Source organism: Psychrobacter sp. 4Bb (assembly GCF_002836735.1).
Lineage (GTDB): Bacteria > Pseudomonadota > Gammaproteobacteria > Pseudomonadales > Moraxellaceae > Psychrobacter.
Genome location: NZ_PJAS01000072.1, coordinates 95,213 through 116,651, shown reverse-complemented (window position 1 = coordinate 116,651; position 21,439 = coordinate 95,213). Strand labels below are relative to the sequence as shown.

At 38.2% G+C, this 21,439-nt stretch carries 17 protein-coding genes; 15 read left to right on the top strand and 2 right to left on the bottom strand.

Features of this window, described 5'->3' with window-relative positions; all coding sequences use genetic code 11:
• Positions 1–59 precede the first annotated feature (59 nt).
• Entirely contained in the window at positions 60–1,196 is a 1,137-nt protein-coding gene (locus CXF60_RS11180; protein ID WP_102091999.1) for a ribonuclease Z, read from the top strand.
• Positions 1,197–1,236: 40 nt separating this feature from the next.
• Here CXF60_RS11180 and CXF60_RS11175 read toward each other — a convergent pair whose 3' ends face one another.
• Positions 1,237–2,208 (bottom strand): ATP-binding protein, encoded by a 972-nt coding sequence (locus tag CXF60_RS11175; protein WP_416376880.1) that lies wholly within the window; start codon positions 2,206–2,208, stop codon positions 1,237–1,239.
• A 192-nt stretch (positions 2,209–2,400) separates the two neighbouring features.
• Here CXF60_RS11175 and CXF60_RS11170 point away from each other — a divergent pair, with 192 nt between their 5' ends.
• From CXF60_RS11170 to CXF60_RS11155, 4 genes are all read left to right on the top strand, one after another.
• A complete protein-coding gene (locus CXF60_RS11170) occupies positions 2,401–3,426 on the top strand; it encodes a serine/threonine protein kinase (RefSeq protein ID WP_102091998.1) in 1,026 nt (341 codons plus the stop codon).
• A gap of 167 nt (positions 3,427–3,593) precedes the next feature.
• A complete protein-coding gene (locus CXF60_RS11165) occupies positions 3,594–4,154 on the top strand; it encodes a DJ-1/PfpI family protein (protein ID WP_323807178.1) in 561 nt (186 codons plus the stop codon).
• Positions 4,155–4,211: 57 nt separating this feature from the next.
• Positions 4,212–4,610: a ribbon-helix-helix domain-containing protein gene (locus CXF60_RS11160; RefSeq protein ID WP_102091996.1), complete on the top strand. Its 399-nt coding sequence runs from the start codon at positions 4,212–4,214 to the stop codon at positions 4,608–4,610.
• 727 nt (positions 4,611–5,337) lie between these two features.
• Positions 5,338–6,552, top strand: a complete 1,215-nt coding sequence (locus CXF60_RS11155) for an IS256 family transposase (protein ID WP_102091995.1) — start codon at positions 5,338–5,340, stop codon at positions 6,550–6,552.
• Positions 6,553–6,618: 66 nt separating this feature from the next.
• Here the strand turns inward: CXF60_RS11155 and CXF60_RS11150 are convergent, their stop codons facing one another.
• Positions 6,619–7,938: an RES family NAD+ phosphorylase gene (locus CXF60_RS11150; protein WP_228707115.1), complete on the bottom strand. Its 1,320-nt coding sequence runs from the start codon at positions 7,936–7,938 to the stop codon at positions 6,619–6,621.
• Positions 7,939–8,178: 240 nt separating this feature from the next.
• On the opposite strand from CXF60_RS11150, the gene CXF60_RS11145 reads away from it, so the two are divergent.
• The 10 genes from CXF60_RS11145 (at position 8,179) to CXF60_RS11105 (ending at position 21,390) form a co-directional block, all read left to right on the top strand.
• Positions 8,179–8,721 carry a hypothetical protein gene (locus tag CXF60_RS11145; RefSeq protein ID WP_102091994.1) on the top strand — a complete coding sequence of 181 codons (543 nt, stop codon included), beginning with the start codon at positions 8,179–8,181 and terminating at the stop codon, positions 8,719–8,721.
• A 433-nt stretch (positions 8,722–9,154) separates the two neighbouring features.
• On the top strand, positions 9,155–10,420 hold the full coding sequence (locus tag CXF60_RS11140; protein WP_102091993.1) for a tyrosine-type recombinase/integrase: 1,266 nt from the start codon (positions 9,155–9,157) through the stop codon (positions 10,418–10,420).
• Positions 10,413–12,140, top strand: a complete 1,728-nt coding sequence (locus tag CXF60_RS11135) for a site-specific integrase (protein ID WP_102091992.1) — start codon at positions 10,413–10,415, stop codon at positions 12,138–12,140. Before CXF60_RS11140 ends, CXF60_RS11135 begins: the two co-directional genes overlap by 8 nt.
• A complete protein-coding gene (locus CXF60_RS11130; protein ID WP_102091991.1) occupies positions 12,137–14,155 on the top strand; it encodes a hypothetical protein in 2,019 nt (672 codons plus the stop codon). The genes CXF60_RS11135 and CXF60_RS11130 overlap by 4 nt, the downstream gene beginning before the upstream one ends.
• The gene (locus tag CXF60_RS11125; protein WP_102091990.1) at positions 14,130–14,579 is read left to right on the top strand and encodes a hypothetical protein; all 450 of its coding nucleotides are present in this window, start codon (positions 14,130–14,132) and stop codon (positions 14,577–14,579) included. Before CXF60_RS11130 ends, CXF60_RS11125 begins: the two co-directional genes overlap by 26 nt.
• 93 nt (positions 14,580–14,672) lie before the next feature.
• Positions 14,673–15,650 carry a restriction endonuclease gene (locus CXF60_RS11120; RefSeq protein ID WP_219621839.1) on the top strand — a complete coding sequence of 326 codons (978 nt, stop codon included), beginning with the start codon at positions 14,673–14,675 and terminating at the stop codon, positions 15,648–15,650.
• Complete coding sequence (locus CXF60_RS11115; RefSeq protein WP_219621838.1) at positions 15,650–18,892, top strand: DEAD/DEAH box helicase family protein; 3,243 nt, start codon at positions 15,650–15,652, stop codon at positions 18,890–18,892. Before CXF60_RS11120 ends, CXF60_RS11115 begins: the two co-directional genes overlap by 1 nt.
• Positions 18,892–19,908 (top strand): Eco57I restriction-modification methylase domain-containing protein, encoded by a 1,017-nt coding sequence (locus CXF60_RS14565; RefSeq protein WP_219621837.1) that lies wholly within the window; start codon positions 18,892–18,894, stop codon positions 19,906–19,908. Before CXF60_RS11115 ends, CXF60_RS14565 begins: the two co-directional genes overlap by 1 nt.
• A gap of 213 nt (positions 19,909–20,121) precedes the next feature.
• The gene (locus tag CXF60_RS11110; RefSeq protein WP_102091989.1) at positions 20,122–20,457 is read left to right on the top strand and encodes a hypothetical protein; all 336 of its coding nucleotides are present in this window, start codon (positions 20,122–20,124) and stop codon (positions 20,455–20,457) included.
• Between the two features lie 201 nt (positions 20,458–20,658).
• Positions 20,659–21,390 (top strand): thermonuclease family protein, encoded by a 732-nt coding sequence (locus tag CXF60_RS11105; RefSeq protein WP_180958142.1) that lies wholly within the window; start codon positions 20,659–20,661, stop codon positions 21,388–21,390.
• Positions 21,391–21,439: the final 49 nt, after the last annotated feature.

Genomic DNA, 21,439 nt, shown 5'->3' with positions numbered 1-21,439 from the left:
AATAAAGAGACGCCCTTGTACTTCTCAGATAGTACTCCTGATAAACGAAAGGCAACATTATGCTAAAGCTAACCTTTTTGGGCACCTCTGCAGGTGTACCTACCAAACAGCGTAATGTGACCGCATTGGCAATAGAGTGTCTGAATCCGCATAGCTCTGGCGTACAGCAAGGGAGTCGTCAACAGAACACTCAGAGTAAGAAATCGCGTCCATGGGTGCTGATTGATTGTGGTGAAGGCACACAGCAGCAGTTGCTACATACCAAGCTCTCCTTGCATCAATTGGCTGCTATCTGCATCACTCATGTACATGGTGATCATTGCTACGGTTTACCAGGGCTATTAGCAAGCGCTGCCATGTCAGGGCGCCGTGAACCATTAACTTTGATTGCCCCAAAAGCAATCGCGACACTGCTCGAAGCCATTACCTTAACCACGGAATTGTATTTACCTTTTGCTCTCGATTTTATAGCGATTGAAGAGGTGTTGGCTGAGCAAGGTGATACGAACAAGGTCAGTATTAGCTTAAGCGACCAGCATCAGCTTGATATTGATATCACGCCGCTATCACATCGGGTTGCTTCTAATGCCTTTGGTATTACTCAGACTATTAGCCGCCGCATCCTTAATACAGATAAGCTTGTGGCAGATGGTATTCCAGCCAGTGCGCTGTGGGGTAAATTGCAGCAAGGCGAAGATGTCACGACTGAGGATAATAGACAATTGCACTCAGTAGACTATGTTGATGAGGAAATACAGCGGACGCGAATAGTGGTGGCAGGAGACAATGATGCGCCAAATTTGTTAAGCAAAGCCGTTATCAATGCGGATTTATTGGTGCATGAAGCTACTTATGCGCACGAGGTGCTCAATAAGATTCGAGCCAAAAACCCAGACTATGATCCGATGCATAGTAGCGCCCAATTGCTCGGCGAATTTGCCCAAGCGGCTGGACTCAAAAATCTAATCTTGACGCACTTTAGCGCTCGCTATCAGGGTTTTGATAACCCTAATAGCAAGACACCAAACATGGCAAATATTCGTTTAGATGCTGAGAGCGTTTATAAAGGTAATCTTTGGTTAGCAGCAGATTTTGACCAATATATGGTCGATAGTGCAATTGGGTCGGCAAGCAATCAAGAGAGCGGTCAAGAGGAGAGTCGCGTGCAGTATATAGGCTCTGCACGCAGTGATTAGAGATCGTTAAGCTTAGATATGATTTAGCGTTAAATATGACCTAGCGCTTACTGTCTTCGATAGCCAATTGTGTTTCACCACTCCAAAAGCGGCTGAACTGGTAAGCAACTCGTCCTGAGCGACCACCACGTTCAGAGGCCCAACGTAGCGCATCTTTTCTGATCTTATCAGGCATAGACTGACTTGCTAAAATGTCCTTAGCATCATTATCCATATCAGCTGAGATTTTTTGCTGCTCTAAATTCAGATAATGCTGAACGATATGCAGATAAGTCTGCTGATCCATAGGATGGAAGGTGAGGGACAAACCGAATCGATCTGATAATGACACGGTTTCATCAATGGCCTCATAGGGATTGACTTCATCCGTCTGCCCATTATAGATATCGACATTGTCTTTCATCATCTGCGGTAGCAAGCGACGGCGATTACTGGTGGCGTAGACCAGTAGTTTGTCTTGCTCAGAGTCTAGCGAGCCATCGAGCACGCTCTTTAGCGCACGATAGCTTTCGTCTTGACCATTAAAAGCGAGGTCATCACAGTATACGATATAGCGGCAATGACAATCTGCTGGTAGGGCATTAATAGCAGCACGAATCTTATCCAATACTTGCAGATCATCGCGGGCAACCTCAATAATACGCAAGCCTTCACTATGATGGGCTTGTAGCAAAGCGCGAATCAATGATGATTTACCGGCACCACGTGTACCTGACATCAATACATGGTTGGCAGGGTAACCTTTAATAAACTGACGGGTGTTTTGTACCAGTTTCGACTTTTGTGTATCGATACCATGCAAGTCATCTAAGCTCAAAAACAGGTTGACCGACAAAGGTTGCAGGTGACCAGTGCGTCCACCGACCCAGCGATAAGCAAGCTGGCTTGGATCGATTTCAATAGTTGGTGTGACTCGCTCTTGTAAGTATTGACTGAGTAAGTCTAACAACGGTGCAGGTAGGGCATAAGTAGGTTGGTCAGATGGCATGGTTGGGATATTTGGTTGGGACATAGTGGCTCTAGCAATTAAGGTTGTCTTTAATACCATACCCAAAAATACAATTAACGCTGCTGAAATTTCAGTGCCTACAATCTTAGTACCTAGTAATCGTAGTACTTGTAATCATTATTCGCGCTATTATTATCTTTGGAAATGATACGAATGGGAAGGCAATAATCTCACTATATTATGAGAAACAATACCATGGAAAATAGTGCCAGTAATCCGCCTATTACGCAAGCCTTGCAAGCGCAGGCGATGCAGCTATTGCCTATTATTAACCAAGAACTGGACGCACAAGATTTTAGGGAGATAGTGCATCAACGTATTGCTCAGCAAAGCACAGAACAAACGCAAGATGCCAAAACGCAACATATCGACAATACTTACTTCCAAGGTCTAACGCGCGCCCAGCATCCACAATTTGGTAGCGTGATGATTAAATGGCAGTTGAGTGATGGCGCTTATCCTATCGCTTCTGATTTAACTCATGAAGCGGATATTTTAGCTGCTGTAAATGCTTCATCGAAAATCAAAGATAATGCTATTGCACCGCCACTATTGGCTCATCATTGTGTAAACGTTCAAATACTAGAGCAGCCTCAAAAGCTAATAATTGTTGTTATGCCTTATTACTCTAATGGTAGCTTGGCGAGTCAGCTGACCGCTTCAAAACACCTGTCACTAATAGCGTCACAAAAGCATCATTTCATCATGAAGTCTGCACACTTGATAGCCAATTTGCATCAGGCTGGCTGGCTACATAATGATATTAAACCTAGCAATATTTTGCTTGAAGGTTCTGACGATAATTGGCCAGTAGATACTATGAGTAATAGTCTGACTCCTAGATTGTTACTCACTGATTTTGCTTTATCACAACGTATGATGGTGGATAATAGCCAACCAAATCCTGCTGGCACACCAGCGTATCTCGCACCTGAGCGCTGGCAAGGACAGAGTGCAACTATACAGAGTGATATCTACGCGTTTGGCGTAATGATGGTTGAGATACTAACAGGAAAACGCCCGTTTAAAGTAAGCGCCAATAGCAATGAGAAATCGAAAGCGTGGGCGATTCAGCATTGCCAACAACCCATTCCAACGTTGTCAGCAGAATACAGTCACTATCAATATATGGTCGAAAAAGCATTGGCGAAGCGTGTAGAGAAGCGGTATCAGAAGATGGATAAGATATTGATAGATTTAAAGTTATTAGAAAATAGCTGAATTTATTATTTTATTTTAAAAAGTGATTGTTTGTAGTATTCACATATTACCTAGTCGTTGTTTTTTATGTTTGAATGGATATTCAGGCTCATTTTAAGCGAAGTCGCTATAAACTAATTTGGGTTCCCGTATTTCATTACAGTGTTTTATTACAATACAGTGAGAATATCATGGCTAAAGTACTTATCATTACCGGTGATTTTGTTGAAGACTATGAAAACATGGTTCCGTTCCAAGCGCTACTAGCGATAGGACATGAGGTTGATGCGGTCTGCCCAGATAAGGTTGCAGGTGATAGCATTGCTACCTCAATACACGATTTTGAAGGTGATCAAACTTATACCGAAAAACGCGGTCATAACTTTGTTCTTAATGCGTCTTTTGCTGATATCAATGTAGAAGATTACGATGCTTTGTATTTACCAGGTGGACGTGCGCCAGAATACTTGCGCTTGAATGCTAAGGTCATTGCAATGATTCAGCATTTCGCAAATACTGATAAACCAATTGCATCGGTTTGTCATGGGCCACAAATGCTGACGGCTGCTGGCGTATTGAAGGGTAAAAAAGTATCTGCTTATCCTGCGTGTCAGCCAGAAATAGAAATGGCTGGCGCTGAGTATGTCACGTTACCTATGGATGGCGCTATTACAGACGGCCAACTGGTAACGGCACCTGCATGGCCTGCCCACCCAGCGATGCTAAAGCAGTTTGTTGCCTTGCTATAAGCTTGAATTCGGGGCTGTTGAATATTCAATAGACTCTAGTATCGAGAGAGGATATATATGTGCCAACTTTTTATTAGTGCTGATGACAGCTTGTGGAGCTCTAAAACCAAATCACTTCGAATTCAGGGCGTTGTCACTTCAATTCGTTTAGAAGTATTTTTTTGGGATATATTAGAAGAGTTGTCATTCCGTGATCAAATGACGGTTAATCAACTGATCACTAAGCTATACCTTGAATCTCTCGATGCTGATCATGATATTGGCAATTTTACTTCTTTTTTAAGAGTTTGTTGTTCTCGTTATTTATCCTTAATAGCAGATGGCGATCTTTCTCGCGAAACAAGATTGCCTTTAGAAAAAGTCGATGCGAAAAATATCATTCAACGTGAAGCTCTTCGTAAAAATCAACGTAGTGCATTATTCAATGATAGTGAGGAAAACCTTTCTATTAATTAGTTCTGTCTATGGTAGGTGCATGAAAGCATTGATTCAGAGGGTAGAGTGTCGCTATTAGCGTATGGATGAAGTGTTAAAGGATTTATAAAGGTTAGAAAAGTAGATTAATACTTTTAATAAGATGTTTTATAGTTCTAATACCAAATTTCAGACACAAAAAAACCTGCTAAAAGCAGGTTTTGATATTTGGTCTAAGATGTACTATCCGAAAATGGTGGGGCTGGAGAGACTCGAATTCACTACTCAACCTATATTAATTTTATTTTTTTAAATAATTTATATATATCAATTACTTAATGTTTTATTCGTAGGGAAGTTGTAGCCCATGAATAGCCCATGATAATATTTCATATATAAAAATTTGTTAGTAGATAAGGCATGGTTTTGAAGGTTTTTATAATTTTAGGGGTAATATAAGAATCATGTAATAGATGTAAGGTTATTGATTTTAAAGAAAGTATTTTGTAATTTCTAAGTAAGTTTGAAGTAATTGAATACATGTATAGTATGTAATATTTATATAAGAGATATTGCTAATAGAATCAGATGTTTATGTATATACCATAAGAATTATTACTTCAGATTACTTATAAAAAGTAATCTGAAGTCTCTTATGTTTAAAGAGTTGTAGACTAGCAATTTGAAAAATTACATGGATTACATAATATACAGGGAGTTTCCTAAAAACTGTGTAACTGCTTATAATCCAATAACAGGAGAATAAGCAATGACTACTCAATCTGACATTAAAAAACTGGCCGAGCAAATGGCTGGTAGCATGAAAAGCTTTGATAACATCAAAGACTTCCAAAAGCAGCTCATGCAATCCTTTATCGACACCGCACTTGAAGCCGAGATGGAAGACCATCTCGGCTATCCCAAGCATCAAAAGGCGGATAAGCCTAACAAGCGCAACGGGCACACTAAAAAGACCGTCCGAAGTGACACAGGCGAGCTTGAGATATCCACCCCAAGAGACCGTCATGGTGACTTTGAGCCTGTACTCGTTAGTAAGCATCAAACCCGTATCTCAGGTCTTGATGATAAAATCATATTCCTTTACGCCAAGGGTCAAACCACCACTGAGATCGTAGAGAGCATTAAAGAGCTCTACGATGTCGACATCTCAAGCAGCTTGGTTTCAAGAGTCACCGATAATATCTTAGACGACATCACCGCTTGGCAGAACCGGCCACTGAGCAGTGTTTATCCTATCGTCTATTTGGACTGCATCGTCGTCAAAGTACGTCAAGACAAGCAGATCATCAACAAGGCTATCTATCTGGCGCTAGGCGTGGGGCTTGACGGTAAAAAAGAGCTGCTTGGTATGTGGTTATCAGAGAATGAAGGCGCTAAGTTCTGGCTGGGTGTTCTCACTGAACTACAAAACCGCGGGGTACAAGATATCCTCATTGCCTGTGTCGACGGCTTAAAGGGCTTCCCTGATGCCATCAATACGGTTTATCCCAAAGCCAAGGTTCAGCTGTGTATCGTACACATGGTGCGCTATTCAATGAAGTTTGTACCTTGGACAGATAAGAAGGCCATAGCGGCTGATTTAAAGGCCATCTACGGCGCTGATACGCTTGAGATAGCAGAGGCCAACCTTGAGCATTTTAATGAGGTATGGGGCAAAGAGTATCCGCATGTCATCAAGTCTTGGCGTAATAACTGGGAGGGCTTAACGGTGTTCTTCGAGTATCCTAAAGACATCAGAAAAGTGATTTATACCACCAATGCTATTGAGTCTTTAAACAGCGTGATTCGGACAGCGGTGAATAAGCGTAAGGTGTTCCCATCTGATCAGGCAGCATTCAAAGTGGTGTACTTAGCAACCCAGCAGGCATCCAAAAAGTGGTCGATGCCAATCCGTAACTGGACGTCTGCTCTGAATCGTTTTATGATTATGTTTGATGACCGTATCAGTAAGCATTTAATCTAAATGGCAGTTACACAGAATCTGGGATGGGCTCAATATACATTACATTTATCTGAATAAGATAATTTACTATTCTACATATCCATCTACTTCAAACTTTCTAGTTAGGGTTTTTACTGCGATAACATGATGCAATAATACAGATCCATCAATAAATCTTAGGCACTCATCTTTTTTTATTGAAAAATTATTTTCAATTCCTGTTTTTATCTCATACAAATAAGAGTCAAACTCTCCATTTACATGTTCTTCACAACTAACAATCTCTTTATTACTATATGAAAATAAACTTACCTTGGAATACTCTGGGAACAAAGCAACATTCATACCTTCCATACCGTTCTGCACTGAATTAAATGCAATTCCATGTATGTTTTCACTAAAGTATGTACGAAAATATTCAAATATTACTTGAGTTTCAAGATAGATAGAGTTTTTCCTTTGAGATGCAGGTTTGGAAAGTAAAAATACCAATCTTTGAATGAAGTAAGACTTATGAGATTTGTCTAAAAAATCCTTATCGAAAGGACAAACACTCATCTGACTTACTTTTTTTAACTTACTTAGATCTAAAAGTCTTAGAGTGTTGGTAGCTCTAAATTCAGCAGACATGACTATATCTCCTGTAGTGGCACGTACTTCACTAAAGCAGGTTTCTCGACTGTCTGAAGCATAAAATGCCGAAATCCCTGTAGGTGTCATGCGCTGCTCGCCAGCCAAACTAGCTGGAGCTGCACCAAGTTGACTAGCAGGATTACTATAAATTTCGGTTCTTTCTTTTACTGTATTTGCAATCCTTGCCCTAAATATAGAGATATTTGGATTTAATTCAAAAACCATAGTATCAATAATTTTTCCATTCTCATGTATTAATGAAAACAATGAGTCTAAGAAGGTTTTTGCATTATTATTAAAGAACCTATGCTTATGATGTATTGATCTGATAAAAGCATCCCATTTAGCCTCATATTCATTCCCTTCATCTAATGTGCCGTCATTGTAAACAAATAGATCATCCTCACTACCTAAGATTTTTTCAATCTCGCAGCACAAATCATTTTTGAAGTCTTCTGAACCAAGCTCTAACCAATCCATCATATTAAAAATTTCTGACGGACTTAACTTGTCATCATGAGCAAAAAAATACATTCCTTGTTCATGTTCACTGCATTCAGAAAATGGAACAACAGCTTCTACAAATCTCGATTTCAATAATGTGATTACAATATCCTTATCGATTACTTCTATTTTATTTTTATTACAATAAGAACATAACTTTTTTTCTAAAGAATAAACATCTTCTTTTCTTATAGACTCTATGTTAATACAGCTTGAACATACATAACTCATAACTACCCTTAATTCAATAAAATGAATACGCATCATCATGATGCGTGACTGGTAAACTTCTTTCTTGCTTATTTTGCTTACTCAGACATGGCTACAAAAATTTTATATTAGGCAGACTATATCTTTCTTATATTAATCTAACTATATAAGCGTTTATTGAAAAAGTACAGTTAGCTCAAGAAGACTGTGACATATCATTTAATTATAAAAAGAATATTAAAATGCACATAAGTTCACTATAATACTCACTAACATTAATACAACGTTAGAGATATCTTTATGAAAGAGTTAGGAGTTTTTTGTACTTTAGCTATACTTTTAACAGGTTGCTCTGCAACTAGTACAAACCCTACAGCAAGTATGGGGCAATTCATCTCTTCATCTATGCAAGATATAGGCAAGAGTTTATTGTCTACACCAGTCAAGCATCAAATGGATTCACAAGGATGGGTTACTGCATATGAAGTTCCAAAGAACGCACCTGAGTATCATGTTGATATTAATAAACCATCAATAAAAAAATCAGGCAGTATCGTAAGATATAACAGTAGAGTTGTTTACTTAAAACCAGAACGCCTAGGTCAAGCTGTTTTTTCAGCATTGCGTAATACAGACTATACTTTTACTCCTGGAGATTACATAGCGAGTGAGATAATTGTAAATTGTGCTACAAAAACTTATGGATCGCGCAATAGTGTTTTCTATGATCACAATGATAGAAAATTAATGAACTGCCCATGGGAAGATGTATCAGCAGTTAAAATGAAAACTGCTCAAGCGGGCAGTATTATAGAACACACAGTTAATGCCGCTTGTAAGTGATGATTTTAGTTACTTATAGAAAGAAATAAAAAATTGCTATTAAATGGAATTTAGAATGCTTACGGATCAACATTCTAAATATCTTGAATATTTACTTCCATTGTATTTAGTCTACCTTCACTTCTAGAGGCTTAATAAGCGCTAGTAATGATATTCCAAATAAAAAAGGATACAAGATGCGAGTTCTATCTTTAGTTATAACCACACTATGCTTAGGTTTGTTTAGCGTTGCTAACGCCGACATGATTGAATATGAAAATAAATATTCAGATGAAGTTCCATTTATCGATTTAGGCTCTAGTACACCTTACATACTCTCTTTTTAATACACATATTACATAATAATCTAGTGACATAATCTCAGTTAACATTTATAATAGTCCTTAAGAAAGTCATCAATCAAATATAGGCTTTGATTAACTAAGGAACTAATGTGGCTACGCTTCAACTAATTAACTACCATCCCTTCCGAGTTAACATTCAAAGCAATAAGGTTCATTGGGCTAAATCAAATCATCAAATCATTAAAGGCTTACCTCAAATTATCTGGCAAGACAACACCACTTGGTCAGAAGCTAATCTATGGGCTTTAGAACAAGCTATCTCCTTCAGAAGTAGCATCAAAACAGTTCGATCAAATATGTCTCACCTACTAGCATATGCAAAGTGGCTAGAGTCTGAATCTATGGATTGGTGGCACTTCCCTGACCGTGAAAGTGAAAGGTGTCTAAATCGATTTAGAGGTGCTTTGATACAAGCTAGGAACTCAGGTGAGTTAGCCCCTAGTACGACATCACAAAGAATGGCAGCTGTAATCAGGTTCTACAAATGGGCTAAAAACACAGGATTGATTTCAACTGAGTGGCCGATGTGGAAAGATAAGCTTGTTGGGATCAAACTCACTAATCAGTTTGGACTTGAACATACGCTCAAAGTAGCAAGTACTAATCTTGCTATCCCAAATCGAACTGTAGCTGGACCTATTCAACTAGAAGACGGCTTGCTACCCGTGGCAGTAAAAGCCATGAGAGATATCCTTAGTTTTGCTGATGAAAACGCATCCACAGAACTAGCCCTTATGCTGAGAATAGGTTTTTTTACAGGACTACGCATAGGCTCAATTACAGACCTAAAAGTCTCAACCCTTCAAAATGCCATCACTGTTCCAGAGATAGGAATTAAAACGATTTCTGTTGGCCCAAGTGCACGCCCTCCTGTTGAGACGAAGTTTGATGCCAGCGGTTCTGTCCCAATCCCTAATGAGCTACTCGAAGCATTGTTAGACTATGCCTCAAGTATAAGAAGATTGAAGCGACAAGCTCTGTCGCCTGAAGCTGATCAAGACCTATTATTTCTTACTAGATTCGGCAATAATTACAAAGGAGATAGTAGCAGCGCTATTAATGTTGAGATGTCTCGCCTAAGAAAATTAGGGCTAAAGTCTGGAGTAAAAGCTTTTCGAGGTTTTTACTTTCATAGAACGCGAGCCACATATGCAACAGAGCTTATGAGAGTAGCATTAGACGCCATGTCTGTTAGTGATGCTATAGAGTTCGTAAAAGGATCTTGTCTTCATAAGGACGAGAGCACCACGATGAAATATGTCAAGTTTATCGAGACAAGTAAAACAATGAAGGAGGCATCAGACGCCTTCACTGAGGCGTTTATGGGGTTAAGTAGGAATATCACCAATGATTAATAAAGACCTGACAATCAAAGGCTTAATGATGGGTACTCATGAAACTGCATGGGATTTAAAAGTTCTTTTGTATAAAAATGCCACGTCTGTCAGGCGAGACAAGGTTATGAAACGCATAGATAACGGTGATTTTGGCAATATACTACCAGAAAGAGCTACACTCGTTATGAAGCTTTATGACATGCTAATGGGTCTTTTAATATCAGGCAGCTCTCATAGAACTATAAAGACATATCTAGAGCAAGTTTGGAAATTCTTTGCTGCGATTGATAAAAACAACCTACCTTGTACGGAAGAAGAAATAGTATCATCTTTTAATATCTGGACAGAGTATTTGCTCACTAGAGTAAATCAAAAAAAAGACTTGAGCCACTTCACAGCTTATAAAACAGCATCAATAATTGCAAATATTATTGCTAAAGCACTAAGTCTTCCAGGCTCTAAACCTGGTCATAGTTTAATGCTTAATACAAGATTATCTAGACCTAATAAGAATAAACCTGTATTAGGCACACAAGCTGATAAACAAAATTTAGCTGACACTTTCCAGTTTGGCAGGATCTTGACAACAATTTGCCATAGTCTTGACCTAGCTACTGTACGTGGCCCTGTCCCGATCAAAATCAAAATGAGCGAAGAGCAGGTAATTACAATTGCTGGTAATTTAATGGATCCAGATTTAGATGTGTCTACGGTTGAAAACCCTGCGGTAAAAAGAAGAGCTATTCTTAAAAGACAAGCACTGCCAGAGGGTGTAAGCTTATTTGAGGTTAATAAAAGATCTAATATTCTTAACCTTCGTATCGAAGCTGAGCTTCTTATTTTCCTAGCTCAAACTGGCATGAATTTAGCCCAAGCAGTTTTGCTTAAATCTGAGGACTACAGATGGCAAACCAATGGTGAAGATTATGATGTTTTTCGGGTATACAAAGGACGTAGACAAGGAGAGTCAATCTTTAGTTGTTACAACACATACAGAGAGCATCTTCAAAACTATCTTAAATGGCTTAATGATACTGGATTCAAGAGTCTTGACGACAGGCTTTTTCCACTTCTAAGTAGAGGTATGGTGCGATCCACCGCTTCTCGAACGACACTTAGCTCTGTAAAAAAACTGTTCGAAAAAAACGAGCTTATATTTATAAACCCATCTGAGTTGCGCAACACACGAGTTAACTGGTTAATAAGACATACAGATGACATCTCGCTGACTGCGAGTCAGATGGGGCATACAGCAGATGTTTTAGTACGTGATTACCTACGGCCCCACCACCAACGTGCGACTAGTGAAATAATAAGTTTTCACGATAATTATGACCCTTCTTTAGCTGCTCCAGGACCTGGTGTTTGCGTAGGGAAATCAAGCCCTCAAAGTATTTCTCAAGCCTCTAAAGATGCCCCTGTTCCTGATTGCATCAGTCCTGAAGGATGTATTTTTTGCACGTACCACAAAGATATTATGAGCTATGATTATTGTTGGAAGCTTGCATCGCACCTGAAAATCAAGAAAATTGAGCTTGGAGAATACAAACCCTCCAATAAACACTATACACATCCAGCCTGTTTAGTTATTGATAGACTTAATCTTAAGCTTGAAGCTATAGCTAAAAGCAGTAGCATCAGGGATCAGTGGGTCATTGATGCTCGTGACTCTATCAGGGCTGGGAACTATCATCCGCAGTGGAGTGGGTTTATCAACTTACTTGAGGAGATGAAATGACTTTGCCAAACCTGCCAGGGTTATCTATCTTAGATAGCTCAGCAACCCCTGATGCGCTTAATTTTCGGCCTAATACATGGCCTCCAAAAGATGACTTTCAAGTTGTTATCGACTCGGAAGGAAAAGTTATTTCTAGATATAGCGATGTTAGATGGGACTTTTCAATATGGCATGGAAGCGTGCTAAAAATCTATTTTGGGGATGGACCAGGAAATGGGCACAAAGTAAGTAAAGAAAATGCTGATTTATTAAGACTGGTTATAGCTTGGTGGATATGGGGGCCAGGAATTTCTCTTACTACAAGAACACTAGTAACTAAATTCGCTACTATTAAACCATTTTTCGTAATTTGCTCAAAAAACAACATATGTGTCTCAGAGCTATCAAACCACCCAAAAATCATTAAAGAAATAGCTTTAACTGGTAAATTTAGTCGTACACATGTATTAACATACCTTAACGATGTAAGTTTTAATTCGAATAAGTTGGGTTTTGAAATTCTTGACGAAAATGGAATGAAGGCATTTGCTGAGCACTTAAAACTAAATGAGTCGATTCAAACCGCTTACATACCAGCCAGAATATGGAGCTATCAATTACTTCGATTAAAAGAATGTTTGAATGATTACTTAAAGAATGCAAAAGGTTTTGAAAAATTATTTAAGTACTGTCTATTAGCATATGAATGTAGCCGTTCATCAAAAAAGCAAGAAGACTTTCAGCAGTTTGGTGAGGAGTTTGATTCTATTAAAAGACTTAAACAACCCGTCAAATTCAATCTTGGGGGCATTAAAGATATTGCGATAAAATTCGGGGTTTACCATGTTTTAGAAAAATGGGTGATGTTTACTAAATGCAACTTACACACACTGTCTAATTATATGAATCTTATAAATTTATGTGGTTCTGCATACATAGTCAACTTCTCATTAATGCGTATTAGTGAATGTAGCCGTTTAAGAGCTGACTGCTTAGAGGTTGAAATAGATGAGACAGGTAGTGAGATACATCTTATTAAAGGTGTCACTACTAAAACAATCAGGGATCAACAAGCCAGATGGATTGTCCCCTCGTTAGTCAAGAATGCCGTTGACGCAATGAATAATATCAGCGAACTCAGACTTCTTGCTGCAAAGTATAGCTCAAATTTAAAACTCAAAAAAGAGTTTTTAAAAAACCCTACGCTACAGTGCCATTGTTACGAGCCATGGAGAATAAAGCATCTAGATATTAGTACTGAATATATAACACCCAGAACATACAGAGAAGTATATACAACACACCCCAAACTATTTGATAAAAATACAATGAGGATTACTAAAGAGGATCTTGAGATTGCGCATCGTTTAACTGCTAATTTAGACCCAAAGCTATATGATGAAGGTAAGATCTGGCCTATAGCATGGCATCAATTAAGGCGTACTAGTGCAGTTAATATGCTCGCTAGTGGACTAGTTTCAGAGTTTTCCTTACAGTATCAGTTGAAACACGCTAGCCTTGTTATGAGCAGGTACTATGGACAAAATTATTATAAGCTCAAAGCTCCTCTAAATAGTGAGGCTCGTAATCTATACCTACGAGAAATGTATGAATCCATTGCCAGAGATTTTGGAGAATTACAGTCTGATAACCATATTTCTCCGCATGGCGATAAAAGAAAAGCACAGATACTATCTGAAATAACTGAAAAGGATCACAAGCAGCTTATTGAATCAGCTAAAAAGGGCAAAATAAGCTATCGTGAAACTTTTTTAGGAGGTTGTGCCAATCAAGGTGCTCCGTGTCCCTATGGGGGTATTAGCAATATTAGCTCTTGTATGGGCTTTGACAGTACCTCCCCTTGTGATTCTGTGATTGTAGATAAGAATAAGCTACCTATGATTAATCAGCTTAAAGACAACTTGCAAATACAGTTAATTAATACGGATGATGGGTCGCCGTTATATCAGTCATTAAAAGCACAGCTAGAATCAGCAGAGAGGGCGATAAATGTCATCCATACAGTCCAAATCTAATAAGAAGGACAAACAGCCAGGAAGAGCTGAAATTCGGTTCTTAGAGGCCTTTGAGCGTCTTAAGGTAGGTAAGGCTGAATTATTACCTAAAGGCACACTTGTGACCCAAAATAACGTTGCTAAAGAGGCTGGAGTCAATCCTTCTGCTCTCCGACGATCTCGATACCCTGATTTGGTTGATAAGATTCAATCTTGGATTGATGAAAATAAGGATAATTCGTCTCAACAATCAACTAGACAAAAAAGTCTTGCCAAAACAGCAAAAAATAGAAGCTTAAAACAACAGCTTGACGACATAAAAATGCAAAACGATATAGCCTTATCAAAATTAATGGAAGCTGAAAGAATGATAATAGAGCTGACGCTAGAGAATCAAAGGTTAAAGTCAAGATTGCCAGCCATTGAAGCGACAAAAATGCCATAGCTGGTGAAGATACTTTGCACTCAAAAGTAGTATAGTGAAACGGATTAGCAAAACATTATGAATCTAAGTATTAACAATGAGTATAGAAGACATATGACACATTTAGAAGGCGCTGGTCTTTTTGGTCAAAGCCTCTACAGTCTCAAAGCTAAAGATATATATCAGGATAAAGGAACTAAAGTACGATTTAGTTCTGCTGACATCTCTGAAAATGACATTCGTGAACAGATGCCAGCCATACTTGATACATTATTGATTGATCGCACTACATCAACACCAAAAAAGACAAGGAATATCATCTGGGCAAACGAGAACTATATACAATATGGTAGATACTATACCGTCTCGCATCAAATCAAACCTAAATTGATAACAGGTCACATGGGGCATATCATCATACCTCGTGCTTTAAAGTCCCAATATGTGCAAAAAGAGCGAACCAAATCCAAGGCTGAGGTGTTCACCCCTACATGGGTCGTGAAGAAACAAAATGATGTGATTGATGCTAGTTATTGTGAGGATGGTCTACAAACCTATATCAACCGCAAATGGCTAGAGATTACCTGTGGTGAAGCGCCATATATGGCAACACGCTATGACATGGAGACAGGCAATATAGTGCCCCTATCAGAGCGTGTAGGCTTTGTTGACCGTAAATTATCTCGTATCAATGCTGAGGTGGATGAAAAGTCTGAATGGCAACAGTTGGTAGAGAAAGCCTATAAAGCCAGTTATGGTTTTGAATGGAACGGTGATTCACTGCTGCTAGCACGAGAAAACCTACTCTATACTTACTACGATTATCATGTAGCTAAGTGGCAAGATAAACCAACGTATGAGCACTTTGCCACTATAGCCAATATTATCAGCTATAACCTATTCCAAATGGATGGCTTAAAGTATATTATCCCTTTATCAGATAAGCCGAAAAAAGTCGTTGAAAAACAGTTAACACTCTTTAAAAACAACGATATTATTAAGCCTGAGCCAAAAAAAGCAGGCAAACGTGTAAAAATAATGAACTGGGCGACACAAAAAATGGAATTTTTTGATAAAGGATTAGATAAGTAATGAGCGACAATAAAGTAATCAAGACCACAAAAGGCGTTTACCCTCAAGTTTACGCTTACATTCTGCCGAAGACCCAAGAGAGAAAAGGTTGGGTAAAGATAGGCTATACAGAACGACAAGATGTTAATGACCGCATTAATGAACAAGTTAGAATTTTGGGCATAAGCTATGAACTTTTATGGGACAAAGATGCGAAGTTCCCTGAGACAGACACCTACTTTACAGATAGGTTATTTCATAAATATTTAGAAAAAAACAAAAAGGTTCAACGTGATAAAGGTTTAGAGTGGTTTTTTTATGATAACAATCCTGAACAGTCTCTTACTGACTATCAGGATTTTTTAGGTAATCCCCATGATCAGGTTAATGGCAATGCTAGCTACCAACTCCGAGACGAACAGGCGGCAGCTGTCGAGAAGACTCTTGATTATATAAGCACTCATTATAAAGGTGAGTTTTTATGGAACGCCAAACCTCGATTTGGTAAGACGCTGACAACATATGATTTAGTACGACAATTAGATGCAACTAAAGTTCTTATCGTAACTAACCGCCCAGCCATTGCTAACTCTTGGTTTGATGATTTTGAAAAATTTATTGCTTGGCAAACTGACTTTGCTTTTGTATCCACTAGTGATTCGCTAAAAGAGCGTCCAGTCATGACACGAGAGACTTTTTTATCTCAGACATCTGATGGTAAAAATCGTATGATTGCCTTTATTTCATTACAAGACTTAAAAGGTGCGATCTGCTTTGGCGGGAACTACGACAAACTCAGCTGGGTTGAAGACATGCAATGGGACTTGCTAGTTATCGATGAGGCTCATGAAGGTGTTGATACATTAAAAACAGATTTTGCCTTTGACTATATTGATCGAGAATTTACACTTCACTTATCTGGTACGCCTTTTAAAGCCATAAGCTCAGGCAGATTTGGTGAAAATGAAATATACAATTGGTCTTATGCCGATGAGCAACTTGCCAAGGAAACCTGGGATCACCCAGAATTGCAAAACCCTTATGAGAAGTTACCACGATTGACCATGTTTTCTTATCAGATGAGCCAAATGGTTACTGATAATGTCAATAAAGGTGTTCAAGTTGAGGGACAAAATATTGACTACGCTTTCGACTTAAACGAATTCTTCAAAACTAAAGATAGCGGTAGCTTTGAACACGAAAAAGATATTAAAAAATGGTTAGATTCGTTGACACGCAATACCAAATACCCATTTTCTACTAAAGCACTGCGTGATGAGCTTAAACATACCTTCTGGTTATTAGATCGTGTGGCTAGTGCTAAAGCATTACAAAAGTTGCTAAAAAACCACCCTGTCTTTGAGAATTATCATATTGTATTGGCAGCAGGTGATGGTCGTAACGAAGATGAGCCTGTCATGACAGAGAAATCATTAGATAGGGTCAAAAAGGCAATTAGTAAGCATGAAAAAACTATTACCTTATCAGTAGGACAATTGACTACAGGCGTGACGATACCTGAATGGACAGCGGTATTGATGCTCTCAAACCTAAAGTCCTCTAGTCAGTACATGCAAGCTGCTTTTCGCGCACAAAACCCTTGGATGTACTCAGTTGATGGACAAGCCTACCAAAAGCAAAATGCTTATGTTTTTGATTTTGCGCCTGAACGTACCTTAACCATTTACGATGAGTTTGCTAATAACCTATTTAGCAATACATCTAACGGGCACGGCACCAGTAGTAACCGAAAAGACAACATCCAGCATCTGCTCAACTTCTTCCCTGTTATTGCAGAAGATAGTGAGGGGGAGATGATTGAACTTGATGTTAATCAAGTTTTAACCTTTCCAAAAACGATTAAGGCTCAAGAGGTGGTGCGGCGTGGCTTTATGTCAAACCTACTCTTTCAAAATATCTCAGGTGTTTTTGCTTCAACTGAAGTGCAAGATATTTTAGACAATCTAAACCCTGTCGATACAGGTAAAACCAGCCCTCGTCAAACGGATGATCCAGTGGACACTCAAGACGTAGAAGTTGATGAAGAAGGTAACGTACAGATTGATTCAGAAATCGCTATTTCAGAAACTCAAGCCCGCTTTGGCGAAAAGGTTTACGGTCAAATCCAGTCAGCGCTTGAAGACACTAGTGCAGATGACAGTAAGCTATCAAAACACATCGAGCAAAGCTTTAAAGACAATACCACCCAAGCATTCAAGGAGTTAGCTAAAGAAAAAAACCTGACAGCAAAAGAAGCTGAAAGAGCTGTTGATCAATCAGCAAAAGCCATTGCAAGCGCTGTCGATATGGTACAAAAGCAGTCGGACGTTGCGCAAAGAAAAGCAGAAGTTGAATATAATAAAATCATAACTCAACCAGACTTTGATGATAGTAAAATCGCTGAAGCGACTGCTACTTATGAAATCAAGCAAAAAGAAATTGCAGATGACTTAAAAAAACAAGTTGCTGCTACTGTCGATACTAAAACTAAAGAGTTGATGCAAGAAACCACTCAAGCCATCTTAGAAAAGTCTGAAGACAAGAAAAAAAATAATGTTGAAGACGATGTACGTGCTCGCTTACGTGGGTTTTCTTGTACTATTCCATCATTTTTAATGGCTTATGGTGAATCTGACACCGTACTTACAAACTTTGATACACATATCAATAACGGCGTATTCAAAGAGGTAACAGGCATCACTTTAGAGCAGTTTAGAACGCTACGTGATAAGTACAATTTCTTTGATGAAATAGTGTTTGATCAGTCTGTGCAAGAATTTTTGATAAAACGCCATGAGCTTGCCAACTATTTTGATAACAGCCAAGATGAGGATATTTTTGACTATATTCCACTGCAGCAGACCAATCAGATATTTACTCCAAAATCAGTCGTAGAAATGATGATCGATAAGTTAGAGGAAGAAAATCCAGATATTTTTAAAGACCCAAAAAAAACCTTCGCTGATCTTTATGTTAAATCTGGCTTGTACTTGACGGAAATAGTCAAACGCCTATACATCGGATTAGAAGATAAAATTTCAGATGACGATGCTCGTCTAAAGCACATCTTAGAGCATCAGATATATGGGTTTGCCCCTAGCGAAATCATCTATAACATCGCGCGTAACTTTATTTTTGGTTTTGATAACAAAGCAATGATGATTGATAGCTCGCATATCGTTTGTTTAGACACAACCCCTTATGCCAAGGGTGATGCCGACTTTGAAGCTAAATGTGATGAGTTATTTGGAGATAAGAAATAATGAAATTTGATGTTGTTATAGGAAACCCTCCTTATCAAGAGACTTTAAAAGATACCAGTGATGGAGCGATTTATCATCACTTTTACAATTTAGCTGAAAAAGTTGGCTCAAAATACTGTTTAATTTCACCTGCTCGATTTTTATTTAATGCAGGTAATACGGATAAAAGCTGGAACGAACACATGCTTAATGATAAGCATGTAAAAGTTGTGTATTACAATCCAGACGCCCGTCAAGTTTTTCCTCACACAGGATTTAAGGGAGGAGTGGCAGTTCTATACCGTAATGAAGAAAAAGACTTTGGTGCAATTGGGATGTTCACTTCATATAGTCAACTCAATAGTATTGTTCAGAAAGTAGTTAATAAAGAAGATTTTGAAAACATTATTCCATCTATTTACCTGCAAGAAAAATTTGATTTGGAATCTCTGTATGGAGACCACGCCAACCTTAAAGCTAAGATAGGTAGTAAAGGAAAAGAAAAGCGCCTCACTACTTCCATATTCAGTACAGTAGATATTTTTAGTGATGATAAGATATCAGAAGATGATGTCAGTATTTTAGGGCTGATTACAAACCAAAGGTTTTATAAATTTATTAATCGCAATTACTTAGAAAGTCATCCTAACCTAGATAAATGGAAGGTTATCATACCATGTGCTAATGGTTCTGGAAAACTAGGTGAAATATTTAGCTCACCACTTATCGGTGAACCTTCAGTCGGCTTTACACAAAGCTTTTTGTCTATTGGAAAGTTTAATACTAGATTCGAAGCAGAAAATACTTTGAAATATATTAAATCTAAATTTGTACGAGTTATGTTAGGTATCCTAAAAATTACTCAACATAACCCTCCCCCTAAATGGGCTAAAGTACCATTGCAAGACTTTACCTCTAATTCTGATATTGATTGGTCCAAACCCATTCCTGAAATAGATCAACAGTTGTATAAGAAATATAGTCTGAGTGAGTCTGAAATAGACTTCATTGAAACTAAAGTTAAACCTATGGATTAGGCTTAAATCTATACTTTATACAAACCAATTCCTACGGAGTTTATATTAAATTAGCTAATGACATAAAGCATTAAATGTCATCACTTAACTTGATTTAGTGGTGACATTTTTTATTCTCTATACATAAGATTTTTCATAGGTTTATGTCATGTCACCACCTGCCAATGTAATGTGTAGTGTGGTTACGGTAATGTTCTCGATTATGACCAAGAAATGGAAGAGATTTATAGCGATTCACCCGAGGTCAGAAATAATTCCTGGTACACAAAACCCCATACTATTGTAAAAAATAAAGGCAAGGTTAAATATGTATTGGCTGACGTCAGAGGTGCTGGTTATAATTTCGATGAACCTTTTGAAGATCTTGTATTAGTTAATTGCAGTGATCCAAGAAACTCTTATATAGACCGAGGAGACAGGGAGCAGATTTCTTTAAAAGATTCTATGGCTATTGGTCTTAAAGAGAATATGGGACCTTGGAATGAGCAATGGACTGACCATATCCCTAAAGAAGCTGTTAGTAGTCTATTTACTTACTACTGTAAATAAGAATATTCATTTAGCTCTATTTTAGAAGTGTAGCTCAAAATAGAGTTGATATTTCTCTGATGCAGTAGCTCTACCTTTCAAACTAGTTCTTTCAAGATCCAGTATTCTGTCCTATATACAATGGATAGCTTTTTAAATTACTGGCTAAAATACAACTCTATTAGATTATGGTTTAGATATCATAATCAAGAGATTAACGTTATGAAATTCAATATTAAAAACACGTTTAGCGATGTACGACATCTAGCTTTATTAACTTCTCTAATTTCTATTAGCTTGCTTGGTACTGGATGTAAAGAAAAACCAGTGAGTGTGCAAGAAAAATATGAAAACACTGCTGAAGTTGTAGTACCAGTTGAAAAAGAGGTATTAGAAGAAGAAACAGATTCTAGTGTGGAAGCTAGTGAACCCAGTCAAAAATCAGATAAAAATGAAGACAGTTTAAGTAGCGTTGACCCTGAAAATGGCACTGCCAAATCTAGTAATGGCGGTGTCATGGAAATACTCCTTACTGATATTAATGTCATTGATGGCGACACTATTCAAGGGTTAGATGAAAGTGGTAAGAAGGTTAAAGTAAGAATGATTGGTATCGATGCGCCTGAAATTGGTCAGCCAATGAGCACAGAAAGTGCCGAGGAATTACGTAATTGTATTGGGGGTGAGAACAGAGGACTTTTATTCATTGATACGAATATTCCTAAAGATAAATATGGGAGAACTCTAGCAAGAGTTGAGTCAGCAGAAATTGATTGTAATCAACAGCAAATAGAAAAAGGTATGGCGTGGTTCTACGCTGGCTCTGGAGAAGATATAGTTGGCGAGTACAATGATACCTACAACCAAGCTCATGATTACGCTCAGGACAATCAGATGGGTGTTTGGGCTATGGACTTAGAAAAGCCTTGGGATTATCGCGAAAAGAATAAATAAGGTATCGGCAAGACTTTCTTCTTTAAGGTTATGTGCTAACTGTTCGCCA

What these genes read in the sequence shown, in the direction of transcription:
- CXF60_RS11130 (WP_102091991.1), top strand. Translation starts at nt 12,137, where the DNA reads ATGACTTTGCCAAACCTGCCAGGGTTATCTATCTTAGATAGCTCAGCA.
- CXF60_RS11110 (WP_102091989.1), top strand. Translation starts at nt 20,122, where the DNA reads ATGGAAGAGATTTATAGCGATTCACCCGAGGTCAGAAATAATTCCTGG.
- CXF60_RS11170 (WP_102091998.1), top strand. Translation starts at nt 2,401, where the DNA reads ATGGAAAATAGTGCCAGTAATCCGCCTATTACGCAAGCCTTGCAAGCG.
- CXF60_RS11115 (WP_219621838.1), top strand. Translation starts at nt 15,650, where the DNA reads ATGAGCGACAATAAAGTAATCAAGACCACAAAAGGCGTTTACCCTCAA.
- CXF60_RS11135 (WP_102091992.1), top strand. Translation starts at nt 10,413, where the DNA reads ATGATTAATAAAGACCTGACAATCAAAGGCTTAATGATGGGTACTCAT.
- CXF60_RS11150 (WP_228707115.1), bottom strand. Translation starts at nt 7,938, where the DNA reads ATGATGATGCGTATTCATTTTATTGAATTAAGGGTAGTTATGAGTTAT.
- CXF60_RS11155 (WP_102091995.1), top strand. Translation starts at nt 5,338, where the DNA reads ATGACTACTCAATCTGACATTAAAAAACTGGCCGAGCAAATGGCTGGT.
- CXF60_RS11105 (WP_180958142.1), top strand. Translation starts at nt 20,659, where the DNA reads ATGAAATTCAATATTAAAAACACGTTTAGCGATGTACGACATCTAGCT.
- CXF60_RS11180 (WP_102091999.1), top strand. Translation starts at nt 60, where the DNA reads ATGCTAAAGCTAACCTTTTTGGGCACCTCTGCAGGTGTACCTACCAAA.
- CXF60_RS11175 (WP_416376880.1), bottom strand. Translation starts at nt 2,208, where the DNA reads ATGTCCCAACCAAATATCCCAACCATGCCATCTGACCAACCTACTTAT.
- CXF60_RS11160 (WP_102091996.1), top strand. Translation starts at nt 4,212, where the DNA reads ATGTGCCAACTTTTTATTAGTGCTGATGACAGCTTGTGGAGCTCTAAA.
- CXF60_RS14565 (WP_219621837.1), top strand. Translation starts at nt 18,892, where the DNA reads ATGAAATTTGATGTTGTTATAGGAAACCCTCCTTATCAAGAGACTTTA.
- CXF60_RS11120 (WP_219621839.1), top strand. Translation starts at nt 14,673, where the DNA reads ATGACACATTTAGAAGGCGCTGGTCTTTTTGGTCAAAGCCTCTACAGT.
- CXF60_RS11125 (WP_102091990.1), top strand. Translation starts at nt 14,130, where the DNA reads ATGTCATCCATACAGTCCAAATCTAATAAGAAGGACAAACAGCCAGGA.
- CXF60_RS11145 (WP_102091994.1), top strand. Translation starts at nt 8,179, where the DNA reads ATGAAAGAGTTAGGAGTTTTTTGTACTTTAGCTATACTTTTAACAGGT.